Source organism: Streptococcus sp. GS001, assembly GCF_021595565.1.
Lineage (GTDB): Bacteria > Bacillota > Bacilli > Lactobacillales > Streptococcaceae > Streptococcus > Streptococcus xiaochunlingii.
In genome coordinates this window covers 39252-63918 of sequence record NZ_JACSYJ010000003.1, presented here as the reverse complement: position 1 = coordinate 63918, position 24667 = coordinate 39252, and the positions used below count along the sequence as shown (strand labels likewise).

At 43.2% G+C, this 24667-nt stretch carries 22 protein-coding genes and 1 tRNA gene; all 23 read left to right on the top strand.

The annotated features are described in order from the left end of the window. The first annotated feature begins 19 nt into the window (after positions 1-19). The 23 genes from H8S88_RS07100 to H8S88_RS06990 all read left to right on the top strand — a co-directional run bounded on the left by H8S88_RS07100 (position 20) and on the right by H8S88_RS06990 (position 24575). Positions 20-1261, top strand: coding sequence for an aminopeptidase (locus tag H8S88_RS07100; RefSeq protein WP_125335777.1), 1242 nt, complete (start codon positions 20-22; stop codon positions 1259-1261). Between the two features lie 795 nt (positions 1262-2056). Beyond that, a complete protein-coding gene (locus H8S88_RS07095; protein ID WP_125335779.1) occupies positions 2057-5617 on the top strand; it encodes a family 20 glycosylhydrolase in 3561 nt (1186 codons plus the stop codon). Positions 5618-5762: 145 nt separating this feature from the next. After that, positions 5763-6509, top strand: a complete 747-nt coding sequence (gene truA, locus H8S88_RS07090; protein ID WP_048691534.1) for a tRNA pseudouridine(38-40) synthase TruA — start codon at positions 5763-5765, stop codon at positions 6507-6509. Beyond that, complete coding sequence (locus tag H8S88_RS07085) at positions 6502-7263, top strand: bifunctional hydroxymethylpyrimidine kinase/phosphomethylpyrimidine kinase (protein ID WP_125335782.1); 762 nt, start codon at positions 6502-6504, stop codon at positions 7261-7263. Before truA ends, H8S88_RS07085 begins: the two co-directional genes overlap by 8 nt. Further along, positions 7253-7723, top strand: coding sequence for an ECF transporter S component (locus tag H8S88_RS07080; RefSeq protein WP_048789871.1), 471 nt, complete (start codon positions 7253-7255; stop codon positions 7721-7723). The genes H8S88_RS07085 and H8S88_RS07080 overlap by 11 nt, the downstream gene beginning before the upstream one ends. Before the next feature lie 3 nt (positions 7724-7726). Then, positions 7727-8290, top strand: a complete 564-nt coding sequence (locus tag H8S88_RS07075; protein WP_006595013.1) for a TIGR01440 family protein — start codon at positions 7727-7729, stop codon at positions 8288-8290. Positions 8291-8509: 219 nt separating this feature from the next. Beyond that, positions 8510-9793 (top strand): trigger factor, encoded by a 1284-nt coding sequence (tig, locus tag H8S88_RS07070; RefSeq protein ID WP_048717652.1) that lies wholly within the window; start codon positions 8510-8512, stop codon positions 9791-9793. A gap of 218 nt (positions 9794-10011) precedes the next feature. Further along, on the top strand, positions 10012-10590 hold the full coding sequence (gene rpoE, locus H8S88_RS07065; protein ID WP_048691524.1) for a DNA-directed RNA polymerase subunit delta: 579 nt from the start codon (positions 10012-10014) through the stop codon (positions 10588-10590). A 109-nt stretch (positions 10591-10699) separates the two neighbouring features. Beyond that, a complete protein-coding gene (locus H8S88_RS07060) occupies positions 10700-11395 on the top strand; it encodes a B3/B4 domain-containing protein (RefSeq protein WP_125335786.1) in 696 nt (231 codons plus the stop codon). 163 nt (positions 11396-11558) lie between these two features. Then, positions 11559-11644: transfer RNA gene (locus H8S88_RS07055), tRNA-Leu, on the top strand. Between the two features lie 177 nt (positions 11645-11821). Next, positions 11822-12703, top strand: a complete 882-nt coding sequence (locus H8S88_RS07050; RefSeq protein ID WP_006595009.1) for a class II fructose-bisphosphate aldolase — start codon at positions 11822-11824, stop codon at positions 12701-12703. A gap of 154 nt (positions 12704-12857) precedes the next feature. Next, positions 12858-13613: a DeoR/GlpR family DNA-binding transcription regulator gene (locus H8S88_RS07045; protein ID WP_048691519.1), complete on the top strand. Its 756-nt coding sequence runs from the start codon at positions 12858-12860 to the stop codon at positions 13611-13613. Between the two features lie 221 nt (positions 13614-13834). Continuing rightward, positions 13835-14260, top strand: coding sequence for a galactose-6-phosphate isomerase subunit LacA (lacA, locus tag H8S88_RS07040; protein ID WP_048691516.1), 426 nt, complete (start codon positions 13835-13837; stop codon positions 14258-14260). 13 nt (positions 14261-14273) lie between these two features. Further along, positions 14274-14789: a galactose-6-phosphate isomerase subunit LacB gene (lacB, locus tag H8S88_RS07035; RefSeq protein ID WP_048691514.1), complete on the top strand. Its 516-nt coding sequence runs from the start codon at positions 14274-14276 to the stop codon at positions 14787-14789. An 11-nt stretch (positions 14790-14800) separates the two neighbouring features. Beyond that, positions 14801-15730 carry a tagatose-6-phosphate kinase gene (locus H8S88_RS07030; protein WP_125335788.1) on the top strand — a complete coding sequence of 310 codons (930 nt, stop codon included), beginning with the start codon at positions 14801-14803 and terminating at the stop codon, positions 15728-15730. A 1-nt stretch (position 15731) separates the two neighbouring features. Next, positions 15732-16712: a tagatose-bisphosphate aldolase gene (gene lacD / locus H8S88_RS07025; protein WP_048691508.1), complete on the top strand. Its 981-nt coding sequence runs from the start codon at positions 15732-15734 to the stop codon at positions 16710-16712. A gap of 291 nt (positions 16713-17003) precedes the next feature. Further along, positions 17004-17837, top strand: a complete 834-nt coding sequence (locus H8S88_RS07020) for a PRD domain-containing protein (RefSeq protein ID WP_048691506.1) — start codon at positions 17004-17006, stop codon at positions 17835-17837. Positions 17838-17879: 42 nt separating this feature from the next. Continuing rightward, a complete protein-coding gene (locus H8S88_RS07015) occupies positions 17880-18197 on the top strand; it encodes a PTS lactose/cellobiose transporter subunit IIA (protein WP_117745228.1) in 318 nt (105 codons plus the stop codon). Further along, the gene (locus tag H8S88_RS07010) at positions 18197-19891 is read left to right on the top strand and encodes a lactose-specific PTS transporter subunit EIIC (protein ID WP_125335790.1); all 1695 of its coding nucleotides are present in this window, start codon (positions 18197-18199) and stop codon (positions 19889-19891) included. The genes H8S88_RS07015 and H8S88_RS07010 overlap by 1 nt, the downstream gene beginning before the upstream one ends. Positions 19892-20104: 213 nt before the next feature. Beyond that, positions 20105-21511: a 6-phospho-beta-galactosidase gene (gene lacG, locus H8S88_RS07005; RefSeq protein WP_312023214.1), complete on the top strand. Its 1407-nt coding sequence runs from the start codon at positions 20105-20107 to the stop codon at positions 21509-21511. Positions 21512-21975: 464 nt separating this feature from the next. Next, positions 21976-22968 (top strand): ABC transporter ATP-binding protein, encoded by a 993-nt coding sequence (locus H8S88_RS07000; protein WP_125335796.1) that lies wholly within the window; start codon positions 21976-21978, stop codon positions 22966-22968. 1 nt (position 22969) lies between these two features. Next, positions 22970-23788: an ABC transporter permease gene (locus tag H8S88_RS06995; protein WP_125335798.1), complete on the top strand. Its 819-nt coding sequence runs from the start codon at positions 22970-22972 to the stop codon at positions 23786-23788. 1 nt (position 23789) lies between these two features. Further along, entirely contained in the window at positions 23790-24575 is a 786-nt protein-coding gene (locus H8S88_RS06990) for an ABC transporter permease (RefSeq protein ID WP_125335800.1), read from the top strand. Positions 24576-24667: the final 92 nt, after the last annotated feature.

Here is a 24667-nt window from a genome sequence, read left to right as displayed (position 1 = left end):
ATAGAAAAGAGAAACATAAATGGTTTTACCAAATTTTAAAGAAAATCTCGAAAAATACGCTAAATTGTTGGTGGCGAACGGTATTAATGTGCAACCTGGCCATACCTTGGCTTTGAACATTGATGTGGAACAAAGAGAATTGGCCCACTTGATTGTGAAGGAAGCCTATGCTTTGGGAGCACATGAAGTGATTGTCCAATGGGCAGATGATTTTACTACCCGGGAGAAATTCCTCCATGCACCGATGGATCGCTTGGACAATGTACCTGATTACAAGATTGCAGAGATGAACTACCTCTTGGAACACAAGGCAAGTCGCTTGGGTGTGCGTTCATCTGATCCAGGTGCCTTAAATGGTGTCGATGCAGAGAAGCTTTCTGCTTCTGCTAAAGCTTTGGGCATGGCCATGAAACCAATGCGCATCGCCACTCAATCTAACAAGGTCAGCTGGACAGTTGCTGCAGCAGCAGGTTTAGAATGGGCGAAAAAAGTCTTCCCAAATGCGGTGAGCGATGAAGAAGCAGTGGATCTCCTGTGGGATCAAATCTTCAAGACCTGCCGGGTATACGAAGAAGATCCAGTCAAGGCTTGGGAAGAGCATGCAGCTATTCTCAAGAGCAAGGCAGATACACTTAATAAGGAACAATTCTCAGCCCTTCATTACACAGCACCAGGAACTGACTTGACCCTTGGCTTGCCGAAGAACCACGTCTGGGAATCTGCGGGGGCTATCAATGCCCAGGGCGAAGGCTTCTTGCCAAATATGCCGACAGAAGAGGTCTTCACAGCTCCTGACTTCCGTCGTGCAGAAGGATATGTAACGTCTACAAAACCGCTTAGCTACAATGGGAACATCATCGAAGGCATCAAAGCGACCTTTGAAAATGGAGAAATTGTGGATATCACAGCTGAAAAAGGCGATCAAGTCATGAAAGATTTGGTCTTCAAAAACAAGGGAGCGCGTGCCTTAGGTGAATGTGCCCTCGTACCAGACCCAAGCCCAATTTCCCAATCAGGCATCACCTTCTTCAACACTCTCTTTGATGAAAATGCTTCTAACCACTTGGCCATCGGAGCAGCCTATGCAACCAGTGTAGAAGGTGGCGCAGAGTTCACAGAAGAAGAACTCGAAGCAGCTGGCCTTAACCGCTCAGACGTTCACGTCGACTTCATGATCGGTTCAAGCCAAATGGATATCGACGGCATCCGAGAAGACGGCACCCGCGTCCCAGTCTTCCGCAACGGAGATTGGGCAATATAGGGAGCAAAACAGAAATCAGTAACTCGAAGAGTTTGATTTCGTAGTTTTGCCCCCGCACAGTTGATTAGGAAGTACGAGTACCGTAGGTAGGAGTAGTTCCAATCGACCACTGCGCCGAGAGACAGAAATCGGTAGACGCAGTCTCGATTTCGTAGTCCTACCCCCGCCCAGTTGATTAGGAAGGGCCTTGCTCCGCAATCCCTATCCGCCACCTCAAAACAGTGTTTTGAGCCATCAACCACTGCGCCGAGAGACAGAAATCGGTAGACGCAGTCTCGATTTCTTCCTCGCTTTTTGGATTCAAAGCTCGGGCAAAAAAGGTCCACAGGACCTTTTTAGTACCCCCGCCCAGTTGATTAGGAAGGGGCCTTGCTCCGCAATCCCTATTCGCCGCCTCAAAACAGTGTTTTGGGCCATCAACCACTGTGCCGAGAGACAGAAATCGGTAGACGCAGTCTCGATTTCGTAGTCCTGGCCCCACACAGTTGATTAGGAAGGGCCTTGCTCCGCAATCCCTATCCACCACCTCAAAACAGTGTTTTGAGCCATCAACCACTGCGCCGAGAGACGGAAATGAGCTACTTAGAGCCTTTGTTTTTCAAGAATAAAAATAAAGAGTTTGGTTTTAACGACTAAGCTCTTTTTTGTGTCCGCTAGTTTTAATGAAATATAGGGATAAAATTTTATAGCTTCTTCTCTTAATTAAAGAACATTTCAAAGAAGCCTTGACGAGGGCCTGCTTTCTAGATAGACTGGAAGTAAGCGTTTACACACAACAAATTTTAGGAGGTCCTGATGAAATCACATCAACCACGTTATGCTATTCGCAAGTATGCTGTAGGAGTTGCTTCGGTACTGGTTGGCTTTTTTGCCAGCGGTCAAGTCGTAGCAGCAGATACGCCGAGTGTTACAGAAAGCCCTGCAACGACTCCTCCGACACAGCCAAGTGAAGGAGACTTGCCTCAGTCTGCTACCGAGGAAACTGCTCAGCCGGCAGTAGAAAAACCAATTGTTCCGGCTCCAATCGTCGAGCAAAGTCAACCGACCCTACCTGATCGAGAATTGCGCGCATCCGATCTTGATCGCTTGATTCGCGAAGAAGCGATCTCTGTTACAGAAGCTAATGGGACAGCTCAACCGGTGACAGCAGCGACGGAAACACCCGCTAAAGATCCAGAGCAAGAAGAAAAATTGGCCAAGAAAAAGGTCATCTCTATTGATGCCGGTCGCAAGTACTTCTCACCGGATCAAATCAAGGAAATCATTGATGAAGCTAGCAAGACGGGTTATACCGATTTGCATCTCTTAGTGGGAAATGACGGCTTACGCTTTGTCCTTGATGACATGTCCTTGCAAGTGGGAGATGCGTCCTACTCAAGTCAAGCGGTCAAAGAGGCTGTAGAAAAAGGAACCAAAGCCTACTATGATGATCCAAATGGAACAGCCTTGACTCAGGCTCAAATGGATGAGATTTTGGCTTATGCCAAATCCAAGAAAATAGGGGTCATTCCAACGATTAATAGCCCAGGGCACATGGATGCGATTTTGACAGCTATGGAGCAATTGGGAATCGAAAACCCTCACTTTAATTACTTTGGTACGAAAAAGTCAGAACGGACTGTCGATTTAGACAACCAAAAAGCTCTAGATTTCACCAAAGCCTTGGTGGACAAGTATGCGGCTTATTTCAGTGGCAAGACAGAAATCTTTAACATCGGCTTGGACGAATATGCCAATGATGCAACAGATGCCCATGGTTGGCAGGTCCTTCAAGCTAGCAAGCATTGGCCAGATGAAGGTTATCCAGATAAAGGCTACGAAAAATTCATCCAATATGCCAATGATCTAGCGGCTATTGTGAAAAAACACAAGATGAAACCAATGGCCTTCAACGACGGTATCTACTACAATGGCGATACCTCCTACGGAACCTTTGATAAGGATATCATTGTATCCTATTGGACTGGTGGTTGGAACGGCTATGATGTGGCTTCGTCAAAATTCCTATCTGAACTAGGCCATCAAATTTTTAATACCAATGATGCTTGGTATTATGTCCTCGGCCGGGATAAGGCTGGATCTGGCTGGTACAATCTCGATCAAGGACTTGAAGGGATTTCCAAGTCAGCGATTGATGTTGTTCAAAAAAATGATGGGGCTAAGGTTCCCTTCATTGGTGGGATGGTAGCTGCCTGGGCAGATACGCCATCTGCAACCTACAAAAAAGAGCTACTCTTCAAGCTCATGCACGCTTTTGCGGATAAGAATGCGGACTACTTTGTAGCAGATCCTGAAGTCGTTGAAAAAGCTCTGGCGGAAGCTCCAACTGATTTGGACCACTACACACCAGAATCCCTAGTAGCCTTTACAGCAGCAAAAAAGGCGCTAGAAGGAGTAGGAACAGACACGACTCGAGCAGAAGCTAAGGAACTGATTGCTTCTCTCAAAGCCGCTCAAGAGTCCTTGGTCTATACAGAAAGCTATGCCAAAGAGTTGGCAGACAAGGAAGCTGCTGAAAAACTAGCTAAGAGCAAGGTGATTTCCATTGACGCAGGACGCAAATACTTCTCATTGGATCAGCTGAAACGAATCGTGGACAAGGCCAGTGAGCTAGGCTACTCTGACTTGCACCTCCTTGTCGGAAACGATGGCATGCGCTTCGTCCTCGATGATATGACGGTGGAAGCTAATGGCAAGACCTATGCCAGCGATGACGTGAAACAGGCCCTTCTCGAAGGAACCAAAGCCTACTATGACGATCCAAATGGTCAAGCCTTGACCCAAGCAGAGATGGACGAATTGTTGGCTTATGCGACTTCTAAAGGAATTGGCTTGATCCCAGCAGTCAATAGTCCAGGTCATATGGATGCTATCTTGGTAGCGATGGAAAAACTAGGTATCGAACATCCGCAAGCGACCTTTGATACGGTTTCTAAGACAACCATGGATTTGACCAACGAAGAAGCGGTCAACTTCACCAAGGCCCTCATTGGCAAGTACATGGACTATTTCAAAGGCAAGTCTAAGATCTTTAACTACGGAACAGACGAATACGCCAATGATGCTACCAATGCCCAAGGCTGGTACTACCTCAAATGGTATGAGCTCTATGGTAAATTTGCGGACTATTCTAATAGTCTCGCTGCTATGGCTCGTGAAAAAGGCTTGCAACCAATGGCCTTTAACGATGGCTTCTACTATGGAGACGAAGATGATGTTACCTTTGACAAGGACGTCTTGATTTCTTACTGGTCTAAAGGATGGTGGGGCTATAACCTCGCATCACCACAGTACCTAGCAGACAAGGGCTACAAATTCCTCAATACAAACGGGGACTGGTACTATGTTTTGGGCCACAGAGGAGATCAAAGCTATCCACTCGATAAAGCTATCCAACATTCAGAAACTGTTCCATTTGAACAATTAGCTTCAACCAAATACCCTGATGTGAAATTACCAGTGTCCGGAAGTATGTTGGGAATCTGGGCAGATGAACCAGCCAATGAATACAAGGAAGAAGAAGTCTTCCAGGTCATGGAAGCATTTGCCAACCACAATAAGGACTACTTCAAAGCTGACTATACAGCCCTTCGTGCGGCTCTTGCCAATGTTCCAACCGATCTTTCCATCTACACTGAGGAATCTCGTTCAGCTCTTGCAACGGTGCTAGACCAGCTAAATTGGAAGATCAGTCGTGCTCACCAAGAAAAAGTGGCAGAGCAGGTTGAACAGGTAACTCAAGCTCTCAGTCAATTGAAACCAATCACCCAAGTGGGAAGCCAAGCAGAAGATGATGTCAGAGCCTTGGTAGCAGACAAACCAAGCTTGGAAGTCGTCGAAAAAGAACTGGATTTTGAAGTTGTTGAACGGACCAATCCAGAACTAGCCAAGGGTGAACGAAAAGTGGTTCAAGCAGGTGTCAAAGGCCAGCAGCGTGAATTTGTTGCGGTTTCTGCCCTTGATGAGAGCCGCCAAGTGCTAGGAACTGAAGTTTCGAAAGAAGCTGTTGCTGAGATTGTGGAAGTGGGAACCAAGGAGGCAGAAGTGATCACTCCGACTCCAGGTTTACAGGATGGTCCAAGTCCTCAACCAGACTTACCTCAAGTTGATCAAGGAGGTCATCATCAAGTAAGACCAGTAGTCCCTGAAGTGAAGCCACTTGTGAACGCTCAACCAGCTCCAGTCGCTTCAGAACAAAAAACAGTAGAAGAGGCTAAGCTAACACCGATGCAAGATCAAACACCGTCTAGTCATCAGCTTCCTGAGACTGGACAAGAGTCTATTTTAGGATTGGCTTTGCTTGGAGCAATCTTAGGAGCGACAGGGATGAGTCTCAAAGGACGGAAAGAAGACTAATCAGCCCCCCGATTGAACTAAGTCTTTCTATTTTCCGGATATGGAAAAGGAAAGACTTGGTTCTTTTTTTGTTTCAGAAACTGTACCCGGACAGTTCTCTCTTTTCCGCCTTGTTCAGCTCGGATGAACTTGATAAAATAAAAACATGACACGATACAAAGCAACTATTTCTTACGATGGAACTCTATTTGCTGGTTTCCAACGCCAACCGCATGCCCGTAGTGTGCAAGAAGAAATCGAGAAGACCTTGATGCGTCTCAATCAAGGAAATCCTGTGACCATCCATGGAGCAGGCCGGACAGATGCAGGTGTCCATGCCCTCGGGCAGGTCATCCATTTTGATCTCCCCCAGCCGCGGGATGAGGAGAAGCTCCGCTTCGCCCTCGATACCCAGACCCCAGAGGACATTGACTTTATCCGGGTGGAGCAAGTAACAGATGACTTTCACTCACGCTACCAGAAGCACAGCAAGACCTATGAATTCATCGTGGATTATGGTCGTCCCAAGAACCCCATGATGCGCCACTATGCCACCCACTACCCCTATCCCTTGGATGTGGAAAAGATGCAAGCAGCCATCCAAAAGTTGGAGGGAACCCATGATTTCACCGGCTTTACAGCTTCGGGAACCAGTGTGGAAGACAAGGTTCGTACGATTACAGAGGCTCGCTTGGTTGAGGATGTGGCAAATCATCGTCTTCTCTTTACCTTTTCGGGCAATGGCTTCCTCTACAAGCAAATCCGCAATATGGTGGGGACTTTGTTGAAGATTGGCAATGGACGAATGCCGGTGGATCGAATAGACTTGATTTTAGAAAAAAAGGACCGCAATCTAGCTGGTCCTACAGCAGCGCCAAATGGCTTATATTTAAAGGAGATCCGTTATGAGTAATGAATTGATTCTAGCTATTTCAGGAAATGATATTTTTAGTGGGGGAGGTCTTCACGCTGACCTGGCCACCTATACAACCAACAAACAGCATGGCTTTGTAGCAGTGACTTGTTTGACCGCTATGACGGAGCACGGTTTTGAAGTGATTCCGGTGGATCCGACGACCTTTGCTCAACAGCTCAACTCTCTCAAGGATGTTCCTTTTTCTGCTATTAAACTCGGCCTCTTGCCAAATGTTGAAGTGGCAGACTTAGCCTTGGACTATGTCAAAGCCCATGCGGAGATTCCTGTGGTACTAGACCCTGTCTTGGTCTGCAAGGAAACTCATGACGTGGAAGTATCAGCCCTTCGAGATGAACTGATCAAGTTCTTCCCTTATGTGACCATCATCACGCCAAACTTACCAGAAGCTGAAATCTTGACCCAAAGCAAGATTCAATCGCTCGACGATATGAAGGAGGCAGCTCGCAAGCTCCATGAATTTGGAGCAGCGACTGTCGTGGTCAAAGGGGGCAACCGCCTTAACAAGGAAAAAGCCATCGATGTCTTTTATGACGGCCAAGACTTTACGGTCTTCGAAGAAGACATTTTAGAAAAGAATAATACAGGAGCTGGTTGTACCTTTGCCTCTAGTATTGCAAGCCAGTTAGTCCAAGGGAAGGCAACCTTAGAAGCTGTTAAGGCTTCAAAAGCGTTCGTCTACCAAGCCATTCAAAAATCAGATCAATATGGAGTAGTTCAATATGACCAATAAACGTACCCAAGTAATCGCGCATTTAGCCATTTTAACCGCCTTGACAGTTGTGCTAGGCTATTATACCAAGTTGCCAACTCCGACCGGGATGGTGACCTTGCTGGATCTAGGCGTCTACTTTACCGCCTTTTATCTGGGGCGCAAAGAAGGAGCAGTGGTCGGTGGTCTTGGTGCCTTTCTCTTGGACCTCCTCTCTGGCTATCCTCAATGGATGTTCTTTAGTCTCTTGTTCCACGGAGCTCAAGGCTACTTTGCTGGTTTTAAAGGAAAAGCCCGTTACATCGGTCTGCTTCTAGGAACGGTTATCATGGTAGGTGGTTATGCTCTAGCTTCAGCGCTCTTTTTAGGAAATACCTGGGTAGCGGCCATTGAAGAGGTTCCTCATAATCTGGTTCAAAACTTCGTTGGGATGGCTCTGGGATATGCTCTGTATCATTTCTTACCAAAGAAGGGAAATTAGAAGATGGAGTTAGAGCAATTAAAAAGAGAAACCCAGGAGATCTTGCTGGATCTATTATCCAAGGCCAATCTGCATCAGGGACAAATCCTCGTATTAGGACTGTCCACCAGTGAAGTCGCTGGCGCAAGTATCGGGAAGAACTCAAGCCTGGAGATTGGGCAAGCCATTGTGAAAACCATCCTGGATACCCTAACTCCCAAAGGGATTTACTTAGCTGTCCAAGGATGTGAGCATCTTAACCGCGCTCTGGTGGTCGAACGTGAACTAGCAGAGAAGAAAGACTTAGAAATCGTCAATGTACTACCGAGCCTCCATGCGGGGGGGGCCGGACAGTTGGCTGCTTTCGGTTATATGAAAGACCCTGTCGAAGTGGAATATATCACAGCTCAGGCTGGTTTGGACATTGGGGATACTTCTATCGGGATGCATGTCAAGCATGTGCAAGTACCCGTTCGCCCTGTCTTGAAAGAACTGGGTGGCGCTCATGTGACGGCTCTAGCCAGTCGTCCAAAGTTGATCGGTGGGGCGCGTGCTACTTACCAAGAAGATCCGCTTCGGAAGTCCTAATAGGAAGGAAACTAGTTCAGGCACGGACTAGTTTTTTTTATTCCGGGACAATTTTTGAGATAGAAAAGAGATTTTTAATCTTTTGGTCTTCATAAACCACTATAAAATTCCTCTAAAAAGAAGCAGTTTCCATAAAACCAAGATGCCCAAAAACTTGCATTTTCGAAGTTTTATGGTAAAATTATTAGGAATGACTATATTATTTTAAGGAGAGACAGAATGTCTGTATCATTTGAAAACAAAGAAACAAACCGCGGAGTATTGACTTTCACTATCAGTCAAGACCAAATTAAACCAGCTTTAGATCGCGTGTTTGAGTCTGTTAAGAAAAACTTGAACGTACCAGGATTCCGTAAAGGTCACCTTCCACGTCCGATCTTCAACCAACGTTTTGGTGAAGAATCACTTTATCAAGATGCTTTGAATGATCTTCTTCCAGCAGCTTATGAAGCAGCAGTAAAAGAAGCAGGTCTTGAAGTGGTTGCTCAACCAACTTTTGACGTTGTATCAATGGAAAAAGGTCAAGATTGGACATTGACAGCAAATGTTGTTACAAAACCAGAAGTAAAATTGGGTGCTTACAAAGACCTTGAAGTATCTGTAGAAGTTTCTAAAGAAGTAACAGATGAAGATGTAGATGCACGTATCGAACGCGAACGCAACAACTTGGCTGAATTGGTAATCAAAGAAGGACCAGCAGCTGAAGGTGATACTGTTGTGATCGACTTTGTAGGTTCTGTTGACGGTGTTGAGTTTGACGGAGGAAAAGGAGATAACTTCTCACTTGGCCTTGGTTCAGGTCAATTCATCCCAGGTTTCGAAGACCAATTGGTTGGACACTCAGCTGGTGAAACAGTTGATGTCATCGTAACTTTCCCAGAAAACTACCAAGCAACTGACCTTGCAGGTAAAGAAGCAAAATTCGTGACAACCATCCACGAAGTAAAAGCAAAAGAAGTACCAGCTCTTGACGATGAATTGGCAAAAGACATCGACGAAGAAGTTGAAACTCTTGCTGAATTGAAAGAAAAATACCGCAAAGAGTTGGCGGAAGCGAAAGAAGAAGCATACAAAGATGCAGTTGAGTCAGCAGCAATTGACCTTGCAGTAGAAAATGCAGAAATCGTTGACCTTCCAGAAGAAATGATCCACGAAGAAGTACACCGTGCTGTCAATGAATTCCTTGGAAACATGCAACGTCAAGGAATCTCTCCAGACATGTACTTCCAAATCACTGGTACAACTCAAGAAGATCTTCACAAACAATATGAAGCAGATGCAGCAGCACGTACTAAGACAAACCTTGTCGTAGAAGCAGTTGCTAAAGCAGAAGGCTTCGAAGCAACTGACGAAGAAGTAACTGCAGAAATCGAACAATTGGCAGCAGACTACAACATGCCAGTTGAACAAGTTCGTAGCTTGCTTTCGCCAGAAATGTTGAAACACGATATCGCTGTGAAGAAAGCTGTTGAAGTGATCACAAGCACTGCAAAAGTAAAATAAAAAAGACGATCTTCCATCTTGATGGAAACAAGTCATAAGAAGAAAAGCTGAGGCCATGTGTCCCGGCTTTTCTCTTCTTCTTGGCGCGGAATTTTCCTTTGACGAAAGGGGAAAATTATCGTACAATAGAGTGTAACGATAAATGATGTATTCTAGGGGTATCCTCTTTTTTAATGAAAAAGAGTGTTGCCTTGAGATAAAAATGAAGGAGATCTACCTTGGAATTAGAAGTATTTGCTGGACAAGAAAAAAGTGAACTTTCAATGATTGAAGTAGCCCGTGCGATTTTGGAGTCACGTGGCCGTGATCATGAAATGTATTTCAATGACCTGGTCAATGAAATTCAAAACTACCTCGAAAAATCAAACAGTGAAATTCGTGAAGCTCTTCCCTTGTTCTATACAGAATTAAATGTGGATGGAAGCTTTATCCCACTAGGAGACAACAAATGGGGACTTCGCTCATGGTATGCGATCGATGAGGTAGATGAAGAAATCATCGCTCTTGAAGAAACTGATGAAGACGAAGAGCCTAAGAAACGTAAGAAAAAACGTGTCAACGCCTTTATGGATGGAGACGAAGACGCGATCGATTACAATGCGGATGATCCAGAAGACGAAGATGTCTATGAAGCAGATCCAGCGCTTACTTACGATGATGAAAACCCAGAAGATGAGAAGGATGAAGTGGAAGCCTATGACGCTGAAATCAATGAAATCTCACCAGATGAGTTGGATGAAGAAGTTGAGTTAAGTGACGAAGAAGACGAAGAAGAGTCTTACGAAGAAGAAGAATAATCCAAAAAACAAGGAATTCGTTCCTTGTTTTTTGTTTGCTTGAAGGAGGCTTCAAGAAGGAGTATAATAAGGGTGTAAGAATGATGTAGCGAAGAAGGAGGAAGGACCTATGGACTGGATACTTGATCAAAGTTTGGTGGATTTGGGGATTGAGACAGTTGTAATCGGAGTGGCCAAACAGGTGGACCCACAAGCTCCCTTATCTGCAACATTTCTAGCTAAAAAGAAGGAGATGGAAACTTGGGCCTTAAATTGTGATCTCAGCTCGGTGAAAGAGGAGGCAGTTGTACAAGGCTATATGGACTTGTTGAAGGAAGCGGGGCGTAGTGTCAAGAAGAACCCGCCGACAATTCTTGCTTTGATTAAGAATATCCAAAGTCGTGGCTTTCTTCCGACGATCAATAGTGTGATTGATATCTATAATGTTGAATGTCTCCGTTCCTTTTTAGCCATTGGAGGGCATGATCTGGATAAAATCCAGGAACCAATCGAGTTTACGATTAGTCAAAGAGAGGATACCTTTTTGCCCATCTTATCAACAGAAAAGCATGTTAGTGAAACCGATCCGGTCTACCGAGATCAAGAGGGTATTATGGCCTGGCTAGATGTGAGAGATGGTGAGCGCTATAAGATGGAGGAGACTACCCGCAATGCCCTCTTTATCATCCAGGGAAACAGAGCGACCTCTGTAGAGATGCGCTTGGAAGCACTGGAGCGGATTAGAGAAGATTTGTCCTCTTGCATGCCCGATTTAGAATTTGAAAAATATCTGGTTACCCCCAGTGAGACAATTCCAGTCCCTTAAAGGAGCCCTTCTGTAATAGGGATGAATCCTCATTTGAACAGGAGAGACAAGTGAAGCTGCCGACGTTCTTCTTGACCTGTGGAAATCTGCAAACTTTGAAAAAAGTTTGAAAAAAATCTTGACAAGAAAGTAGAAGATTGATATACTAGTAAGGTACTCAATCGCGGGGATGGCGGAATTGGCAGACGCGCAGGACTAAGGATCCTGTGACCGCTTTAGGTCGTGAGGGTTCAAGTCCCTCTCTCCGCATCGGATGATCAAGACAGCTTCGGCTGTCTTTTTTCTTGTTCATTTAGTAGAAAGATTGCTTGAAAGAGAAGAAAACGCTTTAAAGCTTCAGGAAAAGCTAGCATTTTCAATGAAAAAGTGATAAAATAAACAATGTAAGTGGTTTAACCACAAAAAATTAGAGGAGGCCTACTACTAATGGCAATCGTTTCAGCAGAAAAATTTGTCCAAGCAGCTCGTGACAATGGTTACGCAGTTGGTGGATTTAACACAAACAACCTTGAGTGGACTCAAGCTATCTTGCGTGCAGCAGAAGCTAAAAAAGCTCCAGTTTTGATCCAAACTTCTATGGGTGCTGCTAAATACATGGGTGGTTACAAAGTAGCTCGCAACATGATCGCTAACCTTGTTGAAGCAATGGGTATCACTGTACCAGTTGCAATCCACCTTGACCATGGTCACTACGAAGATGCTCTTGAGTGTATCGAAGTTGGTTACACTTCAATCATGTTCGACGGATCACACCTTCCAGTTGAAGAAAACCTTAAATTGGCGAAAGAAGTTGTAGAAAAAGCTCACGCTAAAGGTATCTCAGTTGAAGCTGAAGTTGGTACAATCGGTGGTGAAGAAGACGGTATCGTTGGTAAAGGTGAATTGGCACCAATCGAAGATGCTAAAGCAATGGTTGCTACAGGAATCGACTTCTTGGCAGCAGGTATTGGTAACATCCACGGTCCATACCCAGCAAACTGGGAAGGTCTTGACCTTGATCACTTGAAGAAATTGACAGAAGCTCTTCCAGGATTCCCAATCGTATTGCACGGTGGTTCAGGTATCCCTGATGAGCAAATCCAAGAAGCTATCAAACTTGGTGTTGCGAAAGTTAACGTTAACACTGAGTGCCAAATCGCATTCGCTAACGCAACTCGTCAATTCGTACGTGAATACGATGCAAACGAAGCAGAATACGACAAGAAGAAACTCTTCGACCCACGTAAATTCTTAAAACCAGGATTCGAAGCAATCACAGCTTCAGTTGAAGAACGTATCGACGTATTTGGTAGCGAAAACAAAGCTTAATCTTGCTTGAAACGTTATTAACCAGAGGTTTATCCGCAAGGATAAGCCTTTTTTGGTTCTTTGATTTGGAAAAGTGTTTATTGTAAACAAAAAATGATTGCGATTCTGACAGTTTAAGGTTATAATAAACAAAAACGATGCAAGTAGGTAGGAAATGAAAAAACAGGAAAGACTGAATGAGATTATCAATCTGGTCAATAAGGCTGGAACCGTTTATGTTCAAGACATCATGGAAAGTATGCAGGTGTCGGATATGACGGTCCGTCGGGATTTGATTGAATTGGAAAAGCAAGGGCTCCTTATTCGTGTTCGAAATGGAGCCAAAAGTAACCAATTCCTCCCTTCACGAGAGCTTCCCCATGAAGAGAAGTTACTCAAGAATATTCTGGCTAAGCGTGAGGTAGCGAAGAAAGCTAGCGAACTGATAAAAGAAGGTGAGAGTATCTTCCTTGGGCCGGGGACCTCTGTTGAGGTTCTTTCCGAAGCCATTAATAATAAGGAATTGCGTGTGGTGACCAACTGTCTGCCGATTTTCCAAGAGTTGTTAAAGAAGAAAAGTGATGGCTTTAAGGTAATCCTCTTAGGAGGGGAGCTTCGAGAAACCAGTCAAGCTTTTGTTGGCGAGATAACGAACACTCTCATGGAAAGAATGTACTTCCACAAGATGTTTTTTAGTGGGAATGGCATTGTGGATGGACGCGTTCTGACCTCTTCTTTTGAAGAAGCCTATACGCAAAAGTTAGCCTTAGAACGTTCTTCTGAAGCTTACCTACTGATTGACTCCTCCAAGATTGGCAAGGAAGACTTTACCTCTATCTGTTCCTTGAAAAAAGTAACTGCGGTGATAACGGACGATGCATCTGAGAAAGCACATGAAGAATTAGAGGAATATACACGTGTGATTGTATAAATAATAAACTGAAAAGAGAGAGCGATTCTCTCTTTTTTGTTTATTACAAACAATTTAGGGATAAAAAATAATAAAAAATAAAGGAAAATGAAAAAAATAAACAAAAATAGTTGACAACAAACAAAATTAGCGCTATACTGTGTTTGTGAATAACAAAACGAAGTCGAATGAAGAAAGAGGAGAACTTTCTTTGTTGACGGAAATGCAAAAAGGAGAAGTATATGGCAATTGTAGTTGGTGCGGATGCAGCAGGTATTCGCTTAAAAGAAGTAGTCAAAGAATATTTGGAAACGGAAGGTTTTCAAGTCCTGGATGTCACAGAAGAGGGACAAGACTTTGTCGATGTAACCTTAGCTGTTGCCAAAGAAGTCAAACAAGCAGAAGATAATCTGGGCATTGTCATTGATGCTTATGGTGCAGGTCCATTTATGGTAGCGACTAAAATTAAAGGAATGGTTGCCGCAGAAGTTTCAGATGAGCGCTCTGCCTACATGACCCGTGGACACAACAATTCTCGTATGATCACCATGGGTGCTCAAATCGTAGGTGACCAATTGGCGAAGAATATTGCCAAAGGTTTTGTGAATGGTAAGTATGACGGTGGTCGCCACCAAATCCGTGTCGATATGCTCAACAAGATGTGCTAAGGGGGGACGAAAAATGAAAATTGCAATTGGATGTGACCATATTGTCACAAATGAAAAAATGGCTGTTTCCGAGTTTTTGAAATCAAAAGGCTATGAAGTCCTTGACTTCGGAACCTATGACCATGCTCGGACCCACTATCCAATTTTTGGGAAGAAGGTTGGGGAAGCAGTAGTGAGTGGTCAAGCAGATCTTGGTGTATGTATCTGTGGAACTGGTGTTGGGATTAACAACGCGGTTAACAAGGTTCCGGGTGTCCGTTCAGCCTTGGTCCGCGATATGACCTCTGCTCTTTATGCCAAAGAGGAACTCAATGCCAACGTGATTGGTTTTGGTGGGAAGGTCACAGGAGAACTTCTGATGTGTGACATTTTGGAAGCCTTCATCCATGCGGAATACAAACCAAGTGAAGAAAACAAGAAATTGATTGCCAAGATTCAACATTTGGAAACCCACAACGACCATCAAGAAGATGAGGATTTCTTCACAGAATTCCTTGAAAAATGGGACCGTGGGGAATACCACGACTAAGAGGTGAGTCTATGATACTAACGGTAACCATGAACCCTTCAATCGACATTTCCTATCCATTAGAAACTTTACACTTGGATACGGTCAATCGAGTTGACAAGGTAAGCAAAACCGCAGGTGGTAAGGGACTCAATGTCACACGGGTCCTAGCAGAGATTGGAGATCCTGTCTCAGCGACTGGTCTGATTGGTGGTTCAACAGGCCAATTTATCTTGGACCATCTGGATCAGGAAATCGGCAAAGAATTCTTTGAAATTCAAGGGGAGACCCGGAATTGTATTGCGATCCTTCACGAAGGACAACAAACTGAAATCCTGGAAAAAGGTCCGTCTGTTTCTGAAGAAGAAGGGCAAGCATTTCTGGCTCACTTTGAAGCCTTGCTTCCAGATGTAGCAGTCGTTGCTATCTCAGGAAGTTTACCAGCTGGTTTACCAGCTGATTATTATGTGAAATTAGTAGAGCGTGCTAAGAAGGCAGGAAAACCAGTTGTTCTTGATTGTTCAGGTGTTTCCTTGGAAAAAGCTCTAGCAGCTCCTATTAAACCAACGGTTATCAAGCCCAATAATGAAGAGTTGTCTCAACTCTTGGGCTACGAGGTGACCAAGGATCTGGATCAATTAAAAGAGGTCCTTCAATCTAACTTGTTTAAAGGGATTGACTGGGTCATCGTCTCCCTAGGAGCTGACGGTGCCTTTGCCAAACATGGTGATGTCTTCTATAAAGTGGATATTCCAAAAATTGAAGTGGTTAATCCAGTGGGATCTGGTGATTCGACAGTTGCTGGGATTGCCTCAGCTCTCTATCATCAGGAAGACGACCAAGCACTTTTAACCAAAGCCAATGTCCTTGGCATGTTGAATGCTCAAGAAGCAACAACAGGCCATATCAATATTCATCGCTATGATGATTTGTATCAACAGATAAATGTAAAAGAGGTATAAGATGGTATTAACAGAACAAAAACGCAACTATTTAGAAAAATTGAGCACCAAAGAGGGTGTGATCTCAGCCTTGGCCTTTGACCAACGTGGCGCTTTGAAACGCCTAATGGCTCAATACCAAGACACAGAACCAACCGTTGCTCAAATGGAAGAGTTGAAGGTCCTAGTGGCTGAAGAATTGACACCATTCGCATCTTCTATGCTCTTGGACCCTGAGTATGGACTTCCAGCGACTAAGGTTTTGGATGCGGAAGCAGGGCTCTTGTTAGCTTATGAAAAAACAGGCTACGACACTTCAAGCACCAAGCGTCTACCAGACTGCCTCAACCTTTGGTCAGCTAAACGCATCAAAGAACAAGGTGCAGATGCAGTGAAGTTCTTGCTCTACTATGATGTGGATAGTGCTGATGAACTCAACCAAGAAAAACAAGCCTACATCGAACGCATCGGTTCAGAATGTGCGGCAGAAGAAATTCCATTCTTCCTTGAAATCTTGGCTTACGATGAAACAATCGCTGATGCAGGTTCTGTAGAATACGCTAAAGTGAAACCTCGCAAAGTCATCGAAGCGATGAAAGTCTTCTCAGACCCACGCTTTAACATCGATGTTTTGAAAGTAGAAGTTCCTGTCAACGTCAAATACGTAGAAGGCTTTGGCGATGGGGAAATCGTTCATAGCCGTGAAGAGGCTGCAGCCTTCTTTAAAGAACAAGAAGCAGCAACCAACCTTCCATACATCTACTTGAGTGCAGGTGTTTCTGCAAAACTCTTCCAAGAAACTTTAGTCTTTGCCCATGAAGCAGGAGCAAACTTTAATGGAGTTCTCTGTGGCCGTGCAACTTGGGCTGGATCTGTAGAAGCCTACATCAAGAATGGGGAAGAAGCAGCTCGTGAATGGTTGCGTACTGAAGGTCGTCGCAACATTGAAGAACTCAACCAAGTCTTGGACCAAGTCGCAACTTCTTGGAAAGAGCGTATTTAACAGTGTAGACCACTCCTTTAACGATGGGCGTTCGAATTTCCTTGAAGAGCCCAGAGAATACAACGATAAACAGCTATTTGTTAGAAAAAAACAAAAAAGTTAAAAAGTTGTTAAGAAAGGGTTTACAAAAACAAAAGCGTGTGCTATACTTAATCCATAAGTGAATACAAGGTGAGTGTTAGTAAGTTAGATTACGCATGATCACAGATGAATCGGGGAGAAACCTCTCTGATCTCATTTGTGGTCATTTTTTATACCCTAAACCTTAAATAAACTAGCAAGGAGAGTACCATGTATCGGATTTTGAATCCACTCAATCACAATGTTGCTCTGGTGAGGAATGACAAAGGGGAAGAACTGATTGTCATTGGAAAAGGAATCGTTTTTGGCAAAAAGAAGGGCGACCTAGTCCCTAAAGAAAAGGTAGAAAAGCTCTTTCGGATGAAAACAGAGGAATCCCGAGAGAACTTTATGACTCTGTTAAAAGATGTTCCATTAGACTTCATCACAGTGACCTACGAGATGATCGATTACTTGAGCAAAAAGTATCACTACCCCGTTCAAGAATATATCTATGTGACCTTGACCGACCACATGTTTTGCTCTTACCAGGCAGTGACTCAAGGCAGGTATAAGGAAAGTAATCTTTTGGATATCTCAGAAAACTACCCAGTGGCTTTTGAGATTGCTAAAGAGGCAGTCGATATCTATCGGGAGAAGCTCACAACTAGCTTCCCTGAAGATGAGGTCACTCGTATCGCCTATCATTTCATCAACGCAGAAGGTGAAAATGGAGCGGAGGTTGTGGATTCCATGGACCAGCGCAAAGAAATCTTAAAAGGTGTGGAAGAGGTTTTGGATAGTTATTCAATCAAACGAACCGAGACCAACAACAACTTTTATGATCGTTTCATGATTCATCTTAACTACTTCTTGGATTACCTGGATCGCAATCGGGATGATAATCAATCGCTTCTAGATATGGAGGAACATATCAAAAGCTCCTATCCTAAGGCCTTTGAGATTGGTTCCAAGATTTATGATGTGATTTCTAGGGAGACCGGGGTTGACTTGTACAAGAGTGAACGGGTCTATCTGGTCTTGCACATTCAACGCTTATTGTAACAACTTTTAAAAATTAAGAAATTCAAATTGGAGGAATTGGTCATGACCAAAGAAGAAATGACACTATTAGGTTTTGAGATCGTTGCCTATGCAGGGGATGCTCGTTCTAAACTCTTGGAGGCCCTCAAGGCGGCTGAGAAGGGTGACTTCGCTCAAGCGGAAAGCTTGGTAGAAGAAGCAGGAAGCTGTATCGCAGAGGCTCACAAGTCTCAAACAACTATGCTAGCGCAAGAAGCAGCAGGAGAAGACCTCCCCTACAGCATTACCATGATGCATGGGCAGGACCACTTAATGACAACAATCCTATTAAAAGATGTGATTCATCATCTCATTGAACTATACAAAAGAGGAGTAAAATAATGCATAAATTAATTGAATTAATTGAGAAAGGAAAACCTTTCTTCGAGAAGATTTCTCGTAATAAATATTTGCGTGCGATTCGTGATGGATTTATCGCAGGGATGCCAGTCATCTTATTCTCATCTATCTTTATCTTGATTGCCTATGTTCCAAATGCATGGGGCTTCCATTGGTCAAAAGAAATTGAAAACTTCTTGATGACACCTTATAGCTATTCGATGGGAATTCTGGCTTTCTTCGTAGGTGGAACTACAGCCAAAGCTTTGACAGATTCTGTCAATCGTGATTTACCTGCAACAAACCAGATCAACTTCTTGTCAACCATGTTGGCATCTATGGTTGGTTTCCTTCTAATGGCAGCTGAACCAGCGAAAGAAGGAGGTTTTCTGACTGCCTTCATGGGAACAAAAGGTCTTTTGACAGCCTTTATTGCAGCCTTCGTTACCGTTAATGTTTACAAAGTCTGCGTGAAAAATAATGTTACTATTCGCATGCCAGACGAAGTTCCACCAAATATCTCTCAAGTATTTAAAGACTTGATCCCATTCACTGTATCTGTCGTTCTCCTTTATGGACTTGAACTGATTGTGAAGGGTAGTCTTGGTGTAACAGTAGCTGAATCTATTGGTACTCTTCTTGCGCCTCTATTCTCAGCAGCAGACGGTTATGTTGGTATTACGATTATTTTCGGTGCCTTTGCATTCTTCTGGTTTATTGGTATCCATGGCCCATCTATCGTTGAGCCTGCGATTGCAGCAATCACTTATGCAAATGCTGAAGTCAACTTGAACCTTCTTCAACAAGGTATGCACGCTGATAAGATCCTTACATCTGGTACACAAATGTTTATCGTCACTATGGGTGGTACAGGGGCAACTCTTGTGGTTCCATTCATGTTTATGTGGTTGTGTAAATCGAAACGAAATCGTGCTATTGGACGCGCTTCAGTAGTTCCTACATTCTTTGGTGTAAACGAACCAATCTTGTTTGGTGCACCACTTGTTTTGAACCCAATCTTCTTTATCCCATTCATCTTTGCACCAATTGCAAACGTATGGATCTTTAAGTTCTTTATTGAAACACTTGGCATGAACTCATTTACTGCCAACCTTCCATGGACTACACCAGGACCTCTTGGTATTGTTCTTGGTACAAACTTCCAGTTCTTATCATTCGCTCTTGCAGCATTATTAATTGTAGTAGATATTGTTATCTACTATCCATTCCTCAAGGTTTATGATGAACAAATTCTTGAAGAAGAGCGTTCGGGTAAAGCTAATGATGAATTAAAAGATAAAGTAGCTGCAAACTTTAACACTGCAAAAGCAGATGCTATTCTTGCAAAAGCTGGAGTAGAACCAGCACAAAATACAATTACTGAAGAAACAAACGTCCTCGTTCTTTGTGCGGGTGGTGGAACAAGTGGTCTTCTTGCCAATGCTTTGAATAAAGCCGCAGAAGAGTATAAAGTTCCAGTTAAAGCTGCAGCAGGTGGCTATGGAGCCCACCGTGAAATGTTGCCAGAATTTGACCTTGTTATCTTGGCGCCTCAGGTTGCTTCCAACTTCGAAGATATGAAGGCTGAAACAGATAAACTAGGCATCAAATTGGCTAAGACAGAAGGTGCTCAGTACATTAAATTGACACGCGATGGACAAGGTGCTCTAGCCTTTGTTCAAGCTCAATTCGATTAACGATAGGGACTGTGAAACAGTTTCCTATCGTAACGGAAATCGCTATGGCGATTTTCCTAATCGACTTGTTAATTCGTCGGTAAAAATATATCGTTTTTACCTCCTCATGTCACAATTCGGTGGCTTGGAACAAGAAGTGAGATGGAGATGGATGGCTCACTAACTCCTCTCCCCTCACTTTTCATTTTATCCAATCAAGAAATAGGTGAAAAAATGACAAAAACACTTCCTAAAGATTTTATTTTTGGTGGGGCAACGGCTGCCTATCAAGCAGAAGGAGCTACCCATACTGACGGAAAAGGACCAGTTGCTTGGGACAAATACTTAGCTGATAACTATTGGTATACAGCAGAACCAGCAAGCGATTTCTACCATAAATATCCAGTAGACTTACAGTTGGCTGAAGAATATGGCGTAAACGGTATCCGGATTTCGATCGCTTGGTCACGTATTTTCCCAACTGGCTATGGTGAAGTAAATCCAAAAGGGGTAGAATTCTACCACAATCTATTTGCGGAATGCCACAAACGCCATGTGGAGCCTTTTGTAACCCTCCATCACTTTGATACACCAGAAGCTCTTCACTCAAACGGAGACTTCTTGAATCGTGAAAATATCGAACACTTCGTAGATTATGCTGCCTTCTGTTTTGAAGAATTCCCAGAAGTCAACTATTGGACAACCTTTAATGAAATTGGACCAATCGGTGATGGTCAATACTTAGTAGGAAAATTCCCTCCAGGGATTCAGTATGACCTTGCCAAAGTTTTCCAATCACACCACAATATGATGGTTTCGCATGCCCGAGCTGTGAAATTGTATAAAGACAAAGGGTATGAAGGTGAAATTGGAGTTGTGCACGCTCTTCCAACTAAGTATCCGTTGGATCCAGAAAATCCAGCAGACGTTCGGGCGGCTGAATTGGAAGATATCATCCATAACAAGTTTATTCTAGATGCAACCTACCTTGGACACTATTCCGATAAAACCATGGAAGGTGTAAACCACATTCTTTCAGTTAATGGTGGTAGCTTGGATCTTCGTGAGGAAGACTTTGTGGCACTTGAAGCAGCTAAAGACCTGAATGACTTCCTTGGAATTAACTACTACATGAGTGATTGGATGGAAGCCTTTGATGGTGAAACTGAAATCATCCACAACGGTAAAGGGGAAAAAGGAAGCTCTAAGTACCAAATTAAAGGTGTTGGTCGTCGTGTAGCTCCTGACTATGTACCTCGCACTGACTGGGACTGGATCATTTATCCTCAAGGGCTATATGATCAGATCATGCGTGTGAAGGCGGATTATCCAAACTATAAGAAAATCTACATCACTGAAAACGGACTGGGCTACAAAGATGAGTTTGTGGACAATACGGTTTATGACGATGGACGGATTGATTATGTGAAACAACACTTGGAAGTTCTGTCCGATGCGATTGCGAATGGAGCAAACGTCAAAGGCTACTTCATTTGGTCACTCATGGACGTCTTCTCTTGGTCTAATGGTTATGAAAAACGCTATGGTCTCTTTTATGTGGACTTTGAAACCCAAGAGCGCTATCCGAAGAAGTCAGCTCACTGGTACAAGAAAGTAGCAGAAAGCCAAGTAATTGAATAAAGAAATAAACATGTAAGAAGGCTTATCCGTAAGGGTAGGTCTTTTTTGGAAAAGTGTTTATTGTAAACAAAACAATTCACTCATTTCTAGTAATAATTTTTTGTTTGGAGGGTCAATATAGTTTTTACATGATATAATTAAATTGTTGAGTTAATATCAGGAGATTATGATGGAGATTGATCAAAATAGTTTGCCTTTTTACAATTCGTAGCCTGCCCCTAAGGGCAGGTTTTTTGGTGTCTTAAGGAAACTATTTAACAGAATTTTTGATTAAAAGTTTCATTTTAAGAGAGAAATCTCTAATTTCATAATCGATAAGCAAACGCTTGCATTCCTTTTTTTATTAGATTATAATAGGTTGGTATAAAGCCTTCTGTAATAATATTGAAAAAGTATAGAAAGTAAGGATTTAGAATATTTGTAGTCAAAAATACAATGTTGCTTCTTACGATAGGGAGATAGATATGGCAATGATAGAAGTGCAACATCTTCAGAAAAATTTTGTGAAGACAGTCAAGGAGCCGGGGTTAAAGGGAGCCTTGCGCTCCTTTATTCATCCTGAAAAGCAGACCTTTGAAGCGGTCAAGGATTTAACTTTTGAAGTTCCAAAAGGGCAGATTTTAGGATTTATCGGGGCAAATGGTGCTGGGAAGTCAACCACCATCAAAATGCTGACAGGAATTTTGAAGCCCACATCTGGCTTTTGTCGGATTAACGGCAAGATTCCCCAGGATAATCGCCAAGATTATGTCAAGGATATTGGAGTCGTTTTCGGACAACGCACCCAGCTATGGTGGGATTTGGCTCTGCAAGAGACCTACACGGTCTTGAAAGAGATCTATGATGTATCGGACTCGCTTTTCCATAAGCGCATGGACTTTTTGAATGAAGTTTTGGATTTGAAGGAATTTATCAAGGATCCTGTGCGGACTCTTTCACTAGGTCAACGGATGCGGGCGGATATTGCGGCTTCCTTGCTTCACAATCCCAAAGTTCTCTTTTTAGATGAGCCGACTATTGGTTTGGATGTGTCGGTCAAGGACAACATTCGTCGGGCCATTACTCAGATTAATCAGGAGGAAGAGACAACTATTCTCTTGACTACTCATGATTTGAGTGATATTGAGCAACTCTGTGATCGGATTTTTATGATTGATAAGGGGCAAGAGATTTTTGATGGAACGGTTAGCCAGCTCAAGGAGACCTTTGGAAAGATGAAGACTCTCTCCTTTGACCTGACGCCAGGTCAAAATCATCTAGTCTCTCATTATGAGGGCTTGCCTGATATGTCCATTGATAGACAAGGAAATACTCTCAATATTGAATTCGATAGTTCCCGCTACCAGTCGGCTGATATTATCAAGCAAACCTTATCTGATTTTGAAGTTCGTGATTTGAAGATGGTAGATACAGATATTGAAGATATTATCCGTCGCTTCTATCGAAAGGAGCTCTAAGATGGTCAAATTGTGGAGACGTTATAAACCCTTTATCAATGCAGGGATTCAGGAGTTGATTAGCTATCGAGTCAACTTTATTCTCTATCGGATTGGTGATGTCATGGGGGCTTTTGTGGCCTTTTATCTCTGGAAGGCTGTCTTTGACTCCTCCCAGGAGCCTTTGATTCAGGGCTTCAGTATGGCAGATATCACTCTCTACATCATCATGAGTTTTGTGACCAATCTTTTGACCAGGTCTGACAGCTCCTTTATGATTGGGGAGGAGGTCAAGGATGGCTCCATTATCATGCGCTTGCTGAGACCAGTGCATTTTGCGGCTTCTTACCTCTTTACAGAGCTTGGATCCAAGTGGTTGATTTTTATCAGCGTTGGACTGCCATTTTTAAGTGTCATTGTCTTGATGAAAATCTTATCAGGACAAGGCATTGTAGAAGTACTGGGATTAACCATCCTTTATCTCTTTAGCTTAACCCTAGCCTACCTAATCAACTTTTTCTTTAATATCTGCTTTGGATTTTCAGCCTTTGTGTTTAAAAATCTATGGGGTTCTAATCTACTTAAGACTTCCATAGTGGCCTTTATGTCAGGGAGTCTGATTCCCTTGGCTTTCTTTCCCAAGGTTGTTTCAGATATTCTGTCCTTCTTGCCATTTTCATCCTTGATTTATACTCCGGTTATGATCATTGTTGGGAAATACGATGCCAGTCAGATTCTTCAAGCGCTTTTGCTCCAGTTCTTCTGGCTCTTAGTGATGCTAGGCTTGTCTCAGTTGATTTGGAAACGAGTCCAGTCCTTCATCACCATTCAAGGAGGTTAGTATGAAAAAATATCAACGCATGCATCTGATTTTTATCAGACAATACATCAAGCAAATCATGGAATACAAGGTCGATTTTGTGGTTGGTGTGCTAGGAGTTTTTCTGACCCAAGGCTTGAACCTCTTGTTTCTCAATGTCATCTTTCAACACATCCCCTCGCTGGAAGGCTGGACTTTTCAAGAAATTGCCTTTATCTATGGTTTTTCCTTAATTCCAAAGGGATTGGACCACCTCTTTTTTGACAATCTCTGGGCTTTAGGTCAACGCTTAGTCCGAAAAGGGGAGTTTGACAAGTATCTGACTCGTCCTATCAATCCTCTCTTCCACATACTCGTTGAGACCTTTCAGATTGATGCCTTGGGTGAACTTTTGGTCGGTGGAATTTTACTAGCGACAACGGCGACTAGCATTGCTTGGACTCTACCGAAATTCCTGATTTTTCTAGTTTGCATTCCTTTTGCAACCTTGATTTATACTTCTTTGAAAATCGCGACAGCCAGTATCGCTTTTTGGACCAAGCAGTCAGGCGCCATGATTTACATTTTCTATATGTTTAATGATTTTGCCAAGTACCCGATTTCCATTTACAATTCGCTCCTTCGTTGGTTAATTAGCTTTATTGTACCTTTCGCCTTTACGGCCTACTATCCTGCCAGCTATTTCTTGCAGGACAAGGATGTCTTCTTTAATATCGGTGGTTTGATTCTGATTTCTATTATCTTCTTTTGCATCTCTCTGAAACTCTGGGATAGGGGATTAGACGCATACGAAAGTGCAGGTTCGTAAGAGCTAAAGTAAGACTAAAATCAAGAAAGGAACTTATGATGCTTGTTATTAAAGAAGTTAAGGATGAAGAGCAAAAAATGGCAGTTGTCGCT